Below are 14,344 nucleotides of genomic sequence, written 5' to 3'. Positions count from 1 at the left end.
CGGAGGCTCAGAAGCTCCCCAGATCGGAGGAGAGCCAGCGCGCCGGGCGCATGTGGAAGGTGACGAGCACGTCGAAGTTCGACCGCGCCACGTAGCTCTCGACGGCCTCCTCGGACAGGTAGCGGGCGGCGATCCTGGTCAGCTCCTCCACCGTGGTCGGGTTGGCCGAGCTGACGGGGCCTTCGACCGAGACGTAGCGGTAGGTCGGATGCGTCCGCTCGACGAGCATCGTGAAGCGGCCCGCCTTCGTGACGAGCCTGGCCTTGCGCGAGTCGCGGTCGGTCAGAAACGACACCTCGCCGCCGGGGGAGTAGTCGTACCAGACGGGCACGGCCAGCGGGCCGCGTCCTTCCTCGTCCTGGACGGCCAGCGCGCCGATGTGCGCCTCGGCCAGGAAAGCCTCACGATCAGCGGTCGACAGCGCCATCTCACACCCTCCAATGATCACGTTCTCGCTGAACCGGCAACAGTCTATCGTGCCATGTAGGTTAGGCTTACCTAACAAAGAGCGGCGATGACCGAGCCATTTCGTATTTTCGACGTCCACGTGAGTGACGTCGCCCCGCTGAGTGATTCCTTCCTCCGCGTGACCTTCACCGGTGACGACCTGGATCTCCTGGCCGACAACGGCTTCGACCAGCGGATCAAACTGATCCTGCCGCTGCCCGGCCGCGGTGTCTCCGGCATGCCGAGGGGCGCCGACTGGTTCACGCGCTGGCGGGCGCTGCCCGACGAGGCGCGCAACCCCCTCCGCACCTACACCGTGCGCGCCGTACGCCCCGGTCTGCGGGAGGTCGACGTGGACATCGTGTTGCACGGAGACGGCGGCCCCGCCGCCCGCTGGGCCAACCGCGCGCGACCGGGTGACCGTCTCGCGCTGTTCGGCCCCGACGCCAGGTACGGCGAGCGGCACGGCGGGCTGGAGTTCAGGCCGCCGGCGGACGCGCGCCGGTTCCTGCTGGCGGGCGACGAGACCGCGGTGCCCGCCATCACCGCCATCCTGGAGCGGCTGCCCGAGGGCTGCGAGGGGGAGGCGCTGCTGGAGGTGCCGTCCCAGGGCGACGTGCTGCCGTGCGCGACCAGGAGCGGCGTCACCGTCACCTGGCTGCCCCGAGGAGGGGGCCAGGCCGCGGCAGGCTGGTGCCCGAGGTGAAGGCCGCCGCGGACCGGCTGCTGCCTTCGGCGGCCCCCGGAGAGGCGCTCGAGGACGTCGACGTGGACGTCGACCTGCTGTGGGAGGTGCCGGAGGAGACGGAGTCCGTGGCGCCGCTGTACGCGTGGCTGGCGGGCGAGGCGGCGGTGATCAGGACGCTGCGCAGGCACCTGGTGGCCGAGCGCGGCATGGACCGCCGCGCGGTCGCCTTCATGGGCTACTGGCGCTCAGGCCGTGCCGAGGACTGAGCCGTGGACGTGTCACCGACGGCTCGGGCCGCCTACGGAGACGGCCCGGTCGGAAGGCCGGGCCGATCGCGGTGCCCCGAGTGGGATTCGAACCCACACTGAATGGATTTTGAGTCCATCGACTCTGCCGATTGGTCTATCGGGGCGTTCTTCGGACATGTCCGAATCTTGGGCTGGAGTCTACAAGCCGCACAGGACCAGCCCGGGGACGCCAGCGTGGATCTAATCTAGCGGACGTCGGTAGTCTTCTGCTCGTGAGTACGCAGCGGCGAGTGGTGATCGCGGAAGACGAGGCACTGATCCGCCTCGACCTCAAGGAGATGCTCCAGGAGGACGGCTACGTCGTCGTGGGGGAGGCCGGTGACGGCGAGCACGCGATCAAGCTGGCCACCGAGCTCCGTCCCGACCTGGTCATCTTGGACGTGAAGATGCCGATCCTCGACGGCATCTCGGCGGCGGAGCGGATCGTGGCCGACAGGATCGCCCCCTGTCTCATCCTCACCGCCTTCTCGCAGCGCGACCTGGTCGAGCGGGCGCGCGACGCCGGCGCCATGGCCTACCTGGTGAAGCCGTTCACCAAGGCCGACCTGGTGCCCGCGATCGAGATGGCGGTCAGCAGGCACGAGGAGATGGTCGCGCTGGCGGCCGAGGTGTCGTCCCTGTCGGGCCGGCTGGAGACCAGGAAGTTGGTCGAGCGGGCCAAGGGGCTGCTGATGGCCCAGCACGGCTGGACCGAGCCGCAGGCCTTCCGCTGGATCCAGAAGGCGTCGATGGACCGGCGGCTGAGCATGCGGGAGGTCGCGCAGATCGTCGTGGACGACGCCACGAAGCACTCCTGACCTTCCTCGGCGAGCCTCCGACCAGGTTTCCGCGTCTCACATCATCGTGGTGTGGGTTGTGCGGAGGCGTCCAGAGTTCGTTTCGCATCGTGGAACGTTCCTTTACGGTCGTTTGACCTTTGAATTCGCTGCGATAGCCGTAAAGGATCGGTGTAATAACGAAGCGGTAACGAGGGTGTGCACTGTACCAACCCGTGACATCTCCTGGCTGTACTAACCGTCACAACCCCCTGGGTCATCCCTCTCTGGAATGACTCTGTGAATCCGGTCCTGACAAGGATCAGGCGAAAGGAAGGCAGCCTTGCGGCCAAAGATTGCTCGCTTCGGCGGCGCGCTTGCCGTTGGTATGGCACTCACGCTCGGCCTGGCCGCCTGTGGCGGTGGGTCTGGAACCCCCGGTGAGGGGACTGCCACCGGTGGAGGGGAAGCGGCGCCCACCTCCGTCAAGATTGGCTTCATGGGCGACCTGACTGGTTCGAACGCCGGCATTGTCATCCCGCCCAGGAACGGCGCGAAGCTGGCCATCGACCAGTACAACGCGACCAATCCCAAGGTCAAGATCGAGATGGTCGAGTACGACAGCCAGGCCGACGCCACCAAGGCCGTCGGTCTCGCCCAGCAGGCCATCAAGACCGACAAGATCGTCGCGCTGATCGGTCCGGCGTTCTCCGGTGAGTCCGCCCAGGTCGCGCCGGTTCTCGAAGAGGCCAAGATTCCCAGCGTCTCGGCGTCGGCGACCAACGCCGCGCTGGCTCAGAACGGCTGGAAGTTCTGGCACCGCGTCCTGCCGAACGACGCCGTGCAGGGTCCCGGCATCGCCGACTTCATCGCCGGCGCGGCCGCGGCCAAGAACGTCTTCGTCATCGACGACAAGTCCGAGTACGGCAAGCCGCTGGCCGACGCGGTCCGCGCGCAGCTGAAGTCCAAGGGCGTGACGGTCACCGACGACTCGCTCGACCCCGCGGAGAGCGACTTCTCCTCGGTGGTCAACAAGGTGGCGGCCGGCAAGCCCGACGCCATCTTCTTCGGCGGCTACTACGCGGCGGCCGGCCCGCTGCTCAAGCAGCTGAGGGACAAGGGCGTCAAGGACGCCAAGTTCTTCAGCGGCGACGGCTCGCTGGACAAGGGCCTGGTCGAGGGCGCCGGTGCGGCCAACGCCGAAGGCGCGCTGGTCGGCTGCCCCTGCTACGTGGCCACGCCTGACGTGACCGACGAGAAGGTCAAGAAGTTCGCGACCGACTACAAGGCCGCCTTCAGCGCCGACCCGGCGATCTACGCCACCGAGGGCTTCGACGCCGCGACCGTCTTCATCGAGGCGATCAAGGCCGGCAAGGTCACCGCCGAGGACATCAACACCTTCATCTCGACGGTGGACTTCCCCGGCGTCTCCAAGCAGGTGAAGTTCGAGGCCAACGGCGAGGTCGTGGCCAAGGACATTTACATGTACCAGATCAAGGGTGGGAACATCTCCCTGCTGGGCAAGGCCTCCGAGGCCAAGCTCGGGTAACGGTCTCCCGCCTGTCTCAGGTCAGATCGGGTAGATGGCACGCGGGGAGCGGGATCGCCGCTAGCGGTCTCGCTCCCTTCGCGCATCCACTGCCGGCAGTGCAGGAGAACCCTCGCCTAGAAGTGGTAATCGTCACGTGTTCAATGACTTTTTTGCTCAGTTCTGGCCGCAGACGATCGACGGCCTCGCCTTCGGATCCATTTACGCGCTGATCGCGCTCGGATACACGATGGTGTACGGCGTGCTGCGGCTCATCAACTTCGCGCACTCCGAAGTTTTCATGATCGGCACGTTCGGCGCGATGGTCGTGCCGTTCGCGTTCGGCATCAACACTCCACTCACCGGCATCGCCCTCGTCGGGCTGATCGTCGCCATGATCGCGGCTGGTGCGCTCGCCTCGGCGGGCACGGCGGCGGCGCTCGAACGGATCGCCTACCGGCCGCTGCGTAAACGGGGCGCCTCGCGCCTGGCCGCGCTCATCTCGGCCATCGGCGCCTCCATCTTCCTGCAGGAGCTGTTCGCGCTCCTGGTCATCCCCACGGTCTTCGACCGGCCCGAGCGCGGCCGCATCCAGATGGGCCTGCCGCGCATCATGGACCGGACGGAGCTGTTCTCGATCTTCGGCCACCCGGTGCTGACGCACCAGGTCTTCGTGGTGGTCGCGGCGATCGGGATGATGATCGCGCTGGAGCGGCTGGTCAACAGGACCAAGATCGGCCGTGGCATCAGGGCGACGGCGCAAAACCCCGAGGCTGCCGTGCTCATGGGCGTCGACATCAACAAGATCGTCCAGATGACGTTCCTCATCGGCGGCGCGATGGCCGGCGTGGCGGGAGCGCTGTATCTGCTCGCATATGAGAACACCAACTACTACATCGGTTTCCTCTTCGGCATCAAAGCGTTCACGGCCGCGGTTCTGGGCGGTATCGGAAACCTTCGCGGAGCGCTGGTCGGTGGAATCACGCTGGGGTTGGTGGAGAACTATGGCGCCATCATCTTCGGCTCCGACTGGAAGCACGTGATTTCGTTCACGGTCCTCGTCTTGGTCCTGATGTTCCGGCCCACCGGTCTTCTCGGTGAATCACTTCAGCAGGCGCGCGCATGAACCAGATGAATGCACTGTCCCGTTTCCGTTCGCGTTGGAGCACCTTCGCCGACGGCATGCACGACAGGTGGGTGGCCGCCCCCTGGTGGCAGCGCTGGGCGGTCTACGTGCTGCTCATCGTCGGAGCCCTCCTGCTGCCCTCCGACTCGCTCGCGCCGATCATGTCGCCGTACTCCGACTGGGCGAGCGTGCTGTTCTTCCCGATCGGCACCTTCGTGGTGCTGGCCATCGGCCTGAACGTGGTGGTCGGTCAGGCCGGCCTGCTCGACCTCGGGTACGTCGCCTTCTACGCGGTGGGCGGCTACGCGATGGGCATGCTGGGCACCAGGCTCGGGTGGAACTTCTGGGAGATCCTGGTCGTCGGGATCCTGATCTGCGCCCTTTCCGGCGTCGTCCTGGGTGCGCCGACGCTGCGGTTGCGCGGCGACTACCTGGCGATCGTCACGCTGGGCTTCGGTGAGATCATCCGCCTCACGGCCCGCAACACCGACGCGATCGGTGGCCCGAACGGCATCCGCGGCATCCCGCACCCGCCCAGCATCGAGGGTGTCGAGCTCTTCGGCGTCGAGATCTTCAAGTACGGCGTGCTCGACCCGAGGCCGTACTACTACATGCTGGTCGCGCTGGCGGTCATCGTGATCATCCTGGTCAAGCGCTGGGAGAAGAGCCGCGTCGGCAGGGCGTGGGCGGCCATCCGCGAGGACGAGGACGCCGCCGAGGTCATGGGCGTCCCGACGTTCCGGTTCAAGATGCTCGCCTTCGCCATCGGCGCCTCCATCGGTGGCGCGATGGGCGTGGTCTGGGCGGCCAAGGTCATCTCGATCAACCCGAACGACTTCCTGTTCCTGCTGTCGGCGACGATTCTGGCCGCGGTGGTCATGGGCGGCGCGGGCAACCTGCCCGGCGTCATGCTGGGCGCGTTCATCGTCGCGTGGCTGCCCGAGCGCTTCCGCGGCCTGCAGGAGTACCGCATGCTGATCTTCGGTGCGGTGCTGGTCGCTCTGATGATCTTCAAGCCCGAGGGCCTCTTGCCTTCCAGACAGCGCAAGGCTGAACTGAAGGGGGGCACAGGCGGCATGGGCAGTCTGGGGGCCGAGGTGGCCGGGCCCGAAACGAAGGCGGAAGCGGTCGAGGGGGCTGACAAATGACCGAGGAGAAGCAGGCCCTGCTCGAGCTCCGCTCGCTGACCATGCGTTTCGGCGGTGTGACGGCGCTGCGCGGGGTGAACCTGACGGTGAACGAGGGCGAGATCTTCGCGCTCATCGGCCCGAACGGCGCGGGCAAGACCACGGTGTTCAACGTGGTCACCGGCGTCTACCACCCGACCGAGGGCGAGGTGCGCTTCCAGGACGAGCGGATCAGCGGCGTCAAGCGCTTCAAGATCACCAAGAAGGGCATCGCCCGCACGTTCCAGAACATCCGGCTGTTCCACAACATGTCGGCGCTGGAGAACGTGATGGTGGGCTCGGACGTGCACCACAGGGCCGGCATGGTGAGCGTCGCGCTCGGCCTGCCCTGGCACCGCAAGGCCGAGCGTGAGGGCAAGGCCCTGGCGTACGAGCTGCTGGAGTTCTGCGGGGTCTCCCACCGGGCGGGCGACTACGCCAAGAACCTGCCGTACGGTGACCAGCGCCGCCTCGAGATCGCCAGAGCGCTGGCGACCAACCCGAAGCTGCTGCTGCTCGACGAGCCCGCGGCGGGCATGAACCCGGCGGAGAAGGAAGCGCTGCAGCAGCTCATCAGGAACATCAGAGACGCGGGACGCACGATCCTGCTGATCGAGCACGACATGAGCCTCGTCATGGGCATCAGTGACCGCATCGCCGTCCTCGACTTCGGAGAGAAGATCGCGGACGGGCTGCCCGACGAGGTGCGGAACGACCCTCGGGTCATCGAGGCGTACTTGGGGGCACCCGCAGATGCTTCTTGAGGTCAAGGACATCCACGTCCACTACGGCAAGATCGAGGCTCTCAAGGGCATCTCGGTCGAGGTGAACGAGGGCGAGATCGTCACGCTGATCGGTGCCAACGGCGCCGGCAAGACGACCACGCTGAAGACCATCTCGGGCCTGCGCCCGCTGACGTCGGGATCGGTGATCTTCGACGGCCAGGACATCAGCAAGATGCCGGGGCACAAGCGCGTCGAGGCCGGGCTCGGCCAGGCTCCCGAGGGCCGGGGCATCTTCCCCGGCATGACGGTGCACGACAACCTGCTGATGGGCGCCTACGCTCGCACCGGTGACGTGAGCGCCGAGCTGAACGAGGCCTACGAGCTGTTCCCCAGGCTCGCCGAGCGGCGCACCCAGTTCGCCGGCACCATGTCGGGCGGTGAGCAGCAGATGCTGGCGATCGGCAGGGCGCTGATGGCCAAGCCGAAGGTGCTGCTGCTCGACGAGCCGTCGATGGGCCTCGCACCGCTGCTGGTCAAGCAGATCTTCGAGATCATCGAGGAGATCAACCGCAGAGGCGTGACGGTCCTGCTGGTGGAGCAGAACGCCCAGCAGGCGCTGCAACTGGCGCATCGGGCGTACGTGCTGGAGGTCGGCCAGATCGTCAAGAGCGCGCAGGCGAGCACGCTGCTCGACGACCCGGCCGTGCGCGCCGCCTACCTGGGCGGCGACCTGGGCGAGTCGAGCCCGAACGGTCACCACTAGGAGGAGGGCGGGGGCCTTCGCCGGCCCCCGCCGTTCTCATTTCAGGGGGACCCGCACGCCCTCGGTGCTCGGATAGCCGATGGGCGGGTCGCCGTACAGCTTGACGGCGGCGGGCTGGGCGTTCTTGGGGATGTCGAACCAGAGGTCCATCTCGATGCGCACGCCCGCGCCCACGGAGATCTCTCTCGGCTGCCGCTTGGTGATCTGGGCGGTGTCGTCGACGGGGAACGTGCGGCCGTCCGCCGTGACCAGCAACTGCTTGCGTGCGTCGAACCTGGATGTGGATCTTCCCGGATTTTCCACCACGACACGGACAGTGACGAACTGCCCCTTGGCGGGCCATTCGGCGTGGCTGCCTGAGAGGCTGGCCTGACCGGACTGCAGGCCGATCACCTGGAAGCGCGCGTCGCCGTCGGTCACGGGGGCGGCGTGGATCGGGGTCTCGTTGACGCGGACCTGTCGCGGAGGCAGGTCGTAGGTGGGTCTCGTCTGCGGTTTCTCCGGTTCGGGGCCGCACGACGTCAACGCGGCCACGACGCAGGCGATGAGAAGAGATCGGCGCACGTGGCAACGGTAACGAGGAAGCGCGGCAATGTGACAGGTTTCGCCCTCAAGTGAGGTTGGCACGATATTCGGCCTATGCCGAAAGACTTACGCTTGTAGGAAGTTGTCCGATTGTGTCTGAGCGGTGATCTGCCTGGTGACAAGCTTGCGGGAGCATCTCTGCGACAAGACCCGGAACCGAAGGGGACCGTTGTGAGTATGGGTACTCTTTCCCGCCGCGCGCTGGCGGCTGGCACGTTCGTCGTCGCGGGCGCGCTGGCGCTCACGGCCTGCGGGGGCGGGGGCGGTGAAACCGGCGCCACACCCGCCGGCACCGGAGCGTCCCCGACCGCGCCCGCCGCCGAGAACACTCTGGCGGCTATGGTGCCCGACGCGATCAAGTCCGACGGCAAGCTCATCGTCGGCGTGGACGCCTCCTACCCGCCGAACGAGTCGGTCGACCCGGCCTCGCAGAAGATCGTGGGCTGGGACGTCGAGCTGGTCGAGGCCGTCGCGGGCAAGCTCGGCCTGACCGCCGAGTTCCAGAACGCCGGCTTCGACACGATCATCCCGGGCCTGCAGTCCGGCAAGTACGAGCTCGGCGCCTCCTCCTTCACCGACAACAAGGAGCGGGAGAAGGTCGTCGACTTCGTCACCTACTACTCCGCCGGCACCGCGTGGGCCGCCCAGAAGGGCAACCCGAAGGGGGTCAACCCCGAAGACGCCTGCGGCAAGAAGATCGGCGTCCAGCAGGGCACCGTCCAGGTGGACGACATCAAGGCCAAGAGCGACGCCTGCGTCAAGGCCGGCAAGCCCGCCATCGACCAGGTGGTGCGCAAGCAGCAGACCGAGGTCAACGCCGACCTGGTGTCCGGCAAGATCGACGGCATGCTCGCCGACTCGCCCATCGTCGGCTACGCGGTGAAGCAGACCGCCGGCAAGCTGGAGATCATCGGTCAGGCCTACGACACCGCCCCGTACGGCTACGCGATCGGCAAGAACTCCGGCACCTTCAAGGACGCCTGGCTGGCCGCGCTCAAGGAGACCATCGCCGACGGGACGTACAAGTCGATCCTCGACAAGTGGGGCGTCGCCGACGGCGCCATCACCGACCCGGTGATCAACGGCGCGCAGGGATAGCTCATGACCGAGACGGAAAGGGCGCGGCCCGAACTGATCAAGGCCGTGCCCGTCCGGCATCCGGGCAGATGGGTGGCCGCCGCGGTCATCGTGGTGCTCGCCGCGATGCTGGTGAGCAACGTCGTCACCAACACCAACTACAACTGGGCCGAGCAGTGGAAGTACTTCCTGTCTCCGCCCGTGCTGAACGGCGTGCGCAACACGATCTGGCTCACGATCGCGGCCATGCTCGGCGGCGTCGGGCTGGGCATCGTGCTCGCCCTGATGCGGCTGTCGCCCAACCCGCTCATGCGCGGGGCGTCGTGGCTGTACCTGTGGGTCTTCAGGGGCACGCCGCTCTACACGCAGCTGCTCATCTGGGGCAACATCGGCGCGCTGTTCCCGCAGATCGGGGTCGGCATCCCGTTCGGCCCCGAGTTCGCCACCTGGCCGACCAACGCGCTCTACAGCGCGGCGCTGATGGCCGCGCTCGGCCTGATCCTCAACGAGGCGGCCTACATGGCCGAGATCATCAGGGCGGGCATCCTGTCGGTCGATCCAGGACAGCAGGAGGCGGCGCAGGCGCTCGGCATGACGCGTATGCACACGATGCGCAGGATCGTGCTGCCGCAGGCGATGCGCGTCATCGTCCCGCCGACCGGCAACGAGGCCATCTCGATGCTGAAGAACACCTCGCTGGTGGCGGCCATCCCGTACCTGGAGCTGACCTTCACCGCGCAGACGATCTACGCCTCGACGTATCAGGTCATCCCGATGCTGATCATGGCCTGCATCTGGTACCTGATCCTGTCCTCGATCATGATGGTGGGACAGTTCTACCTCGAGCGCCACTACGCCAAGGGGTCGCATCCAGGCGGCGGCCGCGTCAGGTTCATAGGCGGTACGGCATGAGCGACGTGATGGTCAAGGCCGAGCAGGTCTGCAAGGACTTCGGCCACGTTCAGGTGCTCAAGGGCATCGACCTCGAGGTGCTCAACGGCGAGGTGATGTGCGTCATCGGCCCCTCGGGGTCGGGCAAGTCGACCTTCCTGCGCTGCATCAACCACCTGGAGAAGGTCAACGCGGGCCGCCTGTACGTCGACGGCAAGCTGATCGGCTACCGCGAGCACGGCGGCAAGCTGCACGAGCTCAAGGAGCGGGAGGTCGCCGCCCAGCGCAAGGACATCGGGATGGTGTTCCAGCGCTTCAACCTCTTCCCGCACATGACGGCGCTGGAGAACGTCATGGAGGCCCCGCAGCGGGTCAAGGGCGAGCCCGCCGTCGTCGTGCGGAAGAGGGCGGCCGAGCTGCTGGAGCGGGTGGGGCTGGCCGGGAAGATGCGCAGCTACCCCGCGCAGCTGTCGGGCGGCCAGCAGCAGCGCGTCGCGATCGCGCGGGCGCTGGCCATGCAGCCGAAGCTGATGCTCTTCGACGAGCCGACCTCGGCGCTCGACCCGGAGCTGGTCGGCGAGGTGCTGGACGTCATGCGCGACCTGGCCCGCGAGGGAATGACCATGATCGTGGTGACCCACGAGATGGGATTCGCCCGCGAGGTCGGCGACTCGCTGGTGTTCATGGACGACGGCATCGTCGTGGAGAAGGGAGCGCCTCGCGAGGTGCTGACCAATCCGCAGCACGAGCGGACGAAGCTGTTCCTGTCGAAGGTGCTCTGAGAGACGAACCCGGGGGAGGCTTTTGGGGCCGTGTAGGGCTTCCCCGGCCCTACACGTTATCTACTGGGCCTCCCCGCGGGCTCTGGTGGCTCAACCGTAGCGACCATCGGGGTTCCCGCGCAAAGGGTGGGCGTAAGTCACCGGTGTGACTCAGGCGTCGCGCAGCATGCAGGTGATGCGCGAGGTGCAGACCCGGCGGCCCTCCTCGTCGGTGATCACGACGTCGTAGGTGGCCAGCGACCTTCCCCCGTGCGACCTGGTCGCGACGCCCGTGACATGACCGTCGGTGGCCGAGCGGTGGTGCGTGGCGTTGATCTCGATGCCGACCGCGATCCTGCCCTCGCCCGCGTGAACGGCGGCGCCGATGGAGCCGAGCGATTCGGCGAGCACAACGGAGGCGCCTCCGTGCAGCAGGCCGTACGGCTGGGTGTTGCCCTTCACCGGCATCCGCGCCACCACCCGCTCGGCCGAGACCTCGACGAACTCGATGCCCATCCGCTCGCCCAGCGTGCCCTTGCTCATCTCGTTGACGACGGCGATGTCGAACGTCAAGGGGAGGCCTCCTGTACCTAGAGCTCAGGTTTTCTGTCGCACCAGGAGACTAGGCTGCGATTGTGCCGAAGAGTGAAACGACCCCCGCCCGTCCGTGCCTGCTGCTCCTGGATGGGCATTCCCTTGCCTATCGCGCGTTCTACGCCCTGAAGGACGCCAACCTGATGACCACCGACGGTCAGCACACCGAGGCGGTCTACGGGTTCACCTCGATGTTGACCAACATCCTGCGTGACGAGCAGCCGACCAACGTGGCAGTCTGCTTCGACAGGTCGGAGCCGACCTTCAGGCACGCCGAGTACACCGAGTACAAGGCCAACCGCAGCGAGACTCCCGAAGACTTCCGCGGCCAGATGCAGCTGATCTACGAGCTGCTCGACACGCTGCGCATCCCGCACCTGTCGCTGCCCGGCTACGAGGCCGACGACCTGATCGCGACGCTGGCCACCCGCGCCGCGGGCGAGGGCATGAACGTGCTGATCGTCACCGGCGACCGCGACGCGCTCCAGCTGGTCAGCTCCGAGATCACGGTCCTGATGACCAGGCGCGGCATCAGCGACATGACCAGGTTCACGCCCGAGGCGGTCGTCGAGAAGTACGACCTGACTCCGCAGCAGTACCCCGACTTCGCCGCGCTGCGCGGCGACCCCAGCGACAACCTGCTCAGCATCCCCGGCGTGGGCGAGAAGACCGCGGCCAAGTGGGTGCGCGAGTTCGGCTCGCTGACCGCTCTCGTCGACAGGGTCGACGAGGTCAAGGGCAAGGTCGGCGACAAGCTGCGCGAGCACGTGGCCCAGGTGCTGATGAACCGCCGCCTCACCGAGCTGCTGCGCGACGTCCCGCTCGAGGTCGACCTGGCCGACCTCCAGCAGGGCGCCTGGGACCGCGAAGAGATCAACAAGCTGTTCGACACCCTGCAGATCCGCGGCGAGCTGCGCGAGCGCGTCTTCAAGGTGCTCGGCACCGCCGAGGCGGAGCCCGAGCAGGGCTTCGAGGTCGAGACCGTTATCCTCGGTCCCGACCGGGTCGCCGGGTGGCTGTCGGCGATGCCCGAGGGCCGCGCGGGGCTGGCCTTCAAGGGCGCGTACGGCAGCGGCACCGGCCGCATCGACGGCATCGCGATCGCCTCACCCGACGGCACCGCCGCCCACATCGATCCCACAAGGCTCACAGAAGCGGACGAAACGGCCCTCAGAGCGTGGCTGAGCGATCCTGCGAGGCCCAAGGCCGTCCACGACGCCAAGGGCCCCATGCTGGCCCTGTGGGCTCAGGGAATGGACCTCAAGGGCCTGACGTGCGACACGGCGCTCGCCGCCTACCTGGCGATGCCGGGGCAGCGCACCTTCGCCCTCGAAGATCTGGCCAGGCGCTACCTCAACCGCGATCTCAAGGTGGAGGAGGAGTCCGGCGGCCAGGCCGCGCTGTTCGGCGACGACGACGACGCGCCCGCCAAGGACCTCGCGCTGCGCGCCCACGCGGTGCGCGAGCTGGCCCAGTCACTCGAGTCGTTCCTGGCCGGGCGCGGCGGCACCCAGCTGCTCGAGGAGGTCGAGCTGCCGCTGCTGAGCGTCCTGGCCGAGATGGAGCGGGCCGGCATCGGCGCCGACCGCCAGTACCTCGCCGGGCTCGAGGCGGAGTTCGGCGCGGCGGTCAAGCAGGCCGTCGAGGAGGCGCACCGCGTGGTCGGCGAGCCGTTCAACCTGGGCTCGCCCAAGCAGCTGCAGGAGATCTTCTTCGTCAGGCTCAACCTGCCCAAGACGAAGAAGACCAAGACCGGCTACACCACCGACGCCGACGCGCTCGCCTGGCTGGCCACCCAGACCGACCACGAACTGCCGATCATCATGCTGCGCCACCGCGACCAGCAGAAGCTGCGCACCACGGTCGAAGGCCTGATCAAGGAGATCACCGACGACGGCCGCATCCACACGACCTTCAACCAGATCGTCGCGGCCACCGGGCGCCTGTCGAGCGAGAAGCCCAACCTGCAGAACATCCCGATCCGCACGGCCGAGGGCCGCCGTATCAGGCAGGGCTTCGTCGTGGGCTCCGGCTACGAGACGCTCCTGACGGCCGACTACAGCCAGATCGAGCTGCGCATCATGGCCCACCTGTCCGGCGACGAGGCGCTGATCGCCGCCTTCGAGTCGGGCCACGACTTCCACCAGGCGACCGCCGCGCGCGTCTTCGACCTGCCGCCGGAGCAGGTCGACGGCGATCTGCGGGCCCGCATCAAGGCCATGAACTACGGCCTGGCCTACGGGCTGTCCGACTTCGGCCTGTCGGGGCAGCTCAACATCCCCGTCGCCGAGGCGCGGGCGCTCAAGGAGGAGTACTTCGAGGAGTTCGGCGGCGTCCGCGACTTCCTCCACGAGATCGTCACCCAGGCCCGCAAGGACGGCTACACCGAGACGATCATGGGTCGCCGCCGCTACCTGCCCGACCTGACCAGCGACAACCGGCAGCGGCGCGAGATGGCCGAGCGCATGGCGCTCAACGCCCCGATCCAGGGGTCGGCGGCCGACATCATCAAGGTCGCGATGCTCAACGTGAGCCAGGCGCTGCACGAGGAGGGGCTGCGGTCGCGCATGCTGCTGCAGGTGCATGACGAACTGGTGTTCGAGGTGGCGCCAGGGGAGCTCGAGACGCTCCGCCAGGTGGTCTGCGACCAGATGAACTCCGCCTACAGCCTGCGCGTCCCCCTCGAGGTCTCCGTCGGCATCGGCCGCACCTGGGAGGACGCCGGCCACTAACCCATCCTCACGTCCCCGGGCCCGGTCTCCGTGTCCTCAGAGCCTCATCCTTGTACGGCACAGCACGGGGCTCGGTGTCCTCAGGGCCCCTTCCTTGTACGGCACAGCACGGGAGAGGCCACCGTGGGCACGTGGCCGGTGTCCATCCATCACGCCACTCCAGCCCACGGGGCCGGGCTGGAGACGTCGGGATCGTGG

Annotated in this window: 15 protein-coding genes and 1 tRNA gene; 12 read left to right on the top strand and 4 right to left on the bottom strand. The window is 67.4% G+C overall.

Annotated elements, in window-relative coordinates; translation table 11 throughout:
* Positions 1-7 precede the first annotated feature (7 nt).
* The gene (locus H4W81_RS20370; protein WP_192776267.1) at positions 8-427 is read right to left on the bottom strand and encodes a pyridoxamine 5'-phosphate oxidase family protein; all 420 of its coding nucleotides are present in this window, start codon (positions 425-427) and stop codon (positions 8-10) included.
* Positions 428-514: 87 nt separating this feature from the next.
* Between H4W81_RS20370 and H4W81_RS20365 the strand changes: the two genes are divergently transcribed.
* Together H4W81_RS20365 and H4W81_RS48710 are read left to right on the top strand one after the other, a co-directional pair.
* Positions 515-1,153, top strand: coding sequence for a siderophore-interacting protein (locus H4W81_RS20365; RefSeq protein ID WP_264083179.1), 639 nt, complete (start codon positions 515-517; stop codon positions 1,151-1,153).
* Positions 1,150-1,401, top strand: coding sequence for an SIP domain-containing protein (locus H4W81_RS48710; protein WP_318781845.1), 252 nt, complete (start codon positions 1,150-1,152; stop codon positions 1,399-1,401). Before H4W81_RS20365 ends, H4W81_RS48710 begins: the two co-directional genes overlap by 4 nt.
* A gap of 72 nt (positions 1,402-1,473) precedes the next feature.
* Here the strand turns inward: H4W81_RS48710 and H4W81_RS20360 are convergent.
* A tRNA-Leu gene (locus tag H4W81_RS20360) sits at positions 1,474-1,547 on the bottom strand.
* Positions 1,548-1,655: 108 nt separating this feature from the next.
* Between H4W81_RS20360 and H4W81_RS20355 the strand changes: the two genes are divergently transcribed.
* From H4W81_RS20355 to H4W81_RS20330, 6 genes are all read left to right on the top strand, one after another.
* A complete protein-coding gene (locus tag H4W81_RS20355; RefSeq protein ID WP_318781844.1) occupies positions 1,656-2,240 on the top strand; it encodes an ANTAR domain-containing response regulator in 585 nt (194 codons plus the stop codon).
* 346 nt (positions 2,241-2,586) lie between these two features.
* On the top strand, positions 2,587-3,747 hold the full coding sequence (locus H4W81_RS20350; RefSeq protein WP_192780932.1) for a branched-chain amino acid ABC transporter substrate-binding protein: 1,161 nt from the start codon (positions 2,587-2,589) through the stop codon (positions 3,745-3,747).
* Between the two features lie 136 nt (positions 3,748-3,883).
* Positions 3,884-4,852, top strand: coding sequence for a branched-chain amino acid ABC transporter permease (locus tag H4W81_RS20345; protein ID WP_192776266.1), 969 nt, complete (start codon positions 3,884-3,886; stop codon positions 4,850-4,852).
* Positions 4,849-6,000: a branched-chain amino acid ABC transporter permease gene (locus tag H4W81_RS20340; RefSeq protein ID WP_192776265.1), complete on the top strand. Its 1,152-nt coding sequence runs from the start codon at positions 4,849-4,851 to the stop codon at positions 5,998-6,000. Before H4W81_RS20345 ends, H4W81_RS20340 begins: the two co-directional genes overlap by 4 nt.
* Complete coding sequence (locus H4W81_RS20335; RefSeq protein ID WP_192776264.1) at positions 5,997-6,782, top strand: ABC transporter ATP-binding protein; 786 nt, start codon at positions 5,997-5,999, stop codon at positions 6,780-6,782. The genes H4W81_RS20340 and H4W81_RS20335 overlap by 4 nt, the downstream gene beginning before the upstream one ends.
* The gene (locus tag H4W81_RS20330) at positions 6,772-7,506 is read left to right on the top strand and encodes an ABC transporter ATP-binding protein (protein ID WP_192776263.1); all 735 of its coding nucleotides are present in this window, start codon (positions 6,772-6,774) and stop codon (positions 7,504-7,506) included. The genes H4W81_RS20335 and H4W81_RS20330 overlap by 11 nt, the downstream gene beginning before the upstream one ends.
* 36 nt (positions 7,507-7,542) lie before the next feature.
* Here the strand turns inward: H4W81_RS20330 and H4W81_RS20325 are convergent, their stop codons facing one another.
* Positions 7,543-8,070 (bottom strand): DUF4352 domain-containing protein, encoded by a 528-nt coding sequence (locus tag H4W81_RS20325; RefSeq protein WP_192776262.1) that lies wholly within the window; start codon positions 8,068-8,070, stop codon positions 7,543-7,545.
* 198 nt (positions 8,071-8,268) lie between these two features.
* On the opposite strand from H4W81_RS20325, the gene H4W81_RS20320 reads away from it, so the two are divergent.
* From H4W81_RS20320 to H4W81_RS20310, 3 genes are read left to right on the top strand one after another with little or no spacing between them, the layout of a single operon-like run.
* Positions 8,269-9,189, top strand: coding sequence for an ABC transporter substrate-binding protein (locus tag H4W81_RS20320; protein WP_225958712.1), 921 nt, complete (start codon positions 8,269-8,271; stop codon positions 9,187-9,189).
* A 3-nt stretch (positions 9,190-9,192) separates the two neighbouring features.
* The gene (locus H4W81_RS20315; RefSeq protein ID WP_192776260.1) at positions 9,193-10,080 is read left to right on the top strand and encodes an amino acid ABC transporter permease; all 888 of its coding nucleotides are present in this window, start codon (positions 9,193-9,195) and stop codon (positions 10,078-10,080) included.
* Positions 10,077-10,841, top strand: coding sequence for an amino acid ABC transporter ATP-binding protein (locus H4W81_RS20310; RefSeq protein ID WP_318781843.1), 765 nt, complete (start codon positions 10,077-10,079; stop codon positions 10,839-10,841). The genes H4W81_RS20315 and H4W81_RS20310 overlap by 4 nt, the downstream gene beginning before the upstream one ends.
* A gap of 150 nt (positions 10,842-10,991) precedes the next feature.
* Here H4W81_RS20310 and H4W81_RS20305 read toward each other — a convergent pair whose 3' ends face one another.
* Complete coding sequence (locus H4W81_RS20305; protein WP_192780930.1) at positions 10,992-11,363, bottom strand: PaaI family thioesterase; 372 nt, start codon at positions 11,361-11,363, stop codon at positions 10,992-10,994.
* Between the two features lie 92 nt (positions 11,364-11,455).
* On the opposite strand from H4W81_RS20305, the gene polA reads away from it, so the two are divergent.
* Complete coding sequence (polA, locus tag H4W81_RS20300; RefSeq protein WP_192776259.1) at positions 11,456-14,146, top strand: DNA polymerase I; 2,691 nt, start codon at positions 11,456-11,458, stop codon at positions 14,144-14,146.
* The last annotated feature ends 198 nt before the right edge of the window (positions 14,147-14,344 follow it).

It is taken from the genome of Nonomuraea africana (assembly GCF_014873535.1).
GTDB classification, from domain to species: domain Bacteria; phylum Actinomycetota; class Actinomycetes; order Streptosporangiales; family Streptosporangiaceae; genus Nonomuraea; species Nonomuraea africana.
Note: the sequence above shows the minus strand (reverse complement) of the source record. Positions and strands in the feature narration are given on the sequence as shown.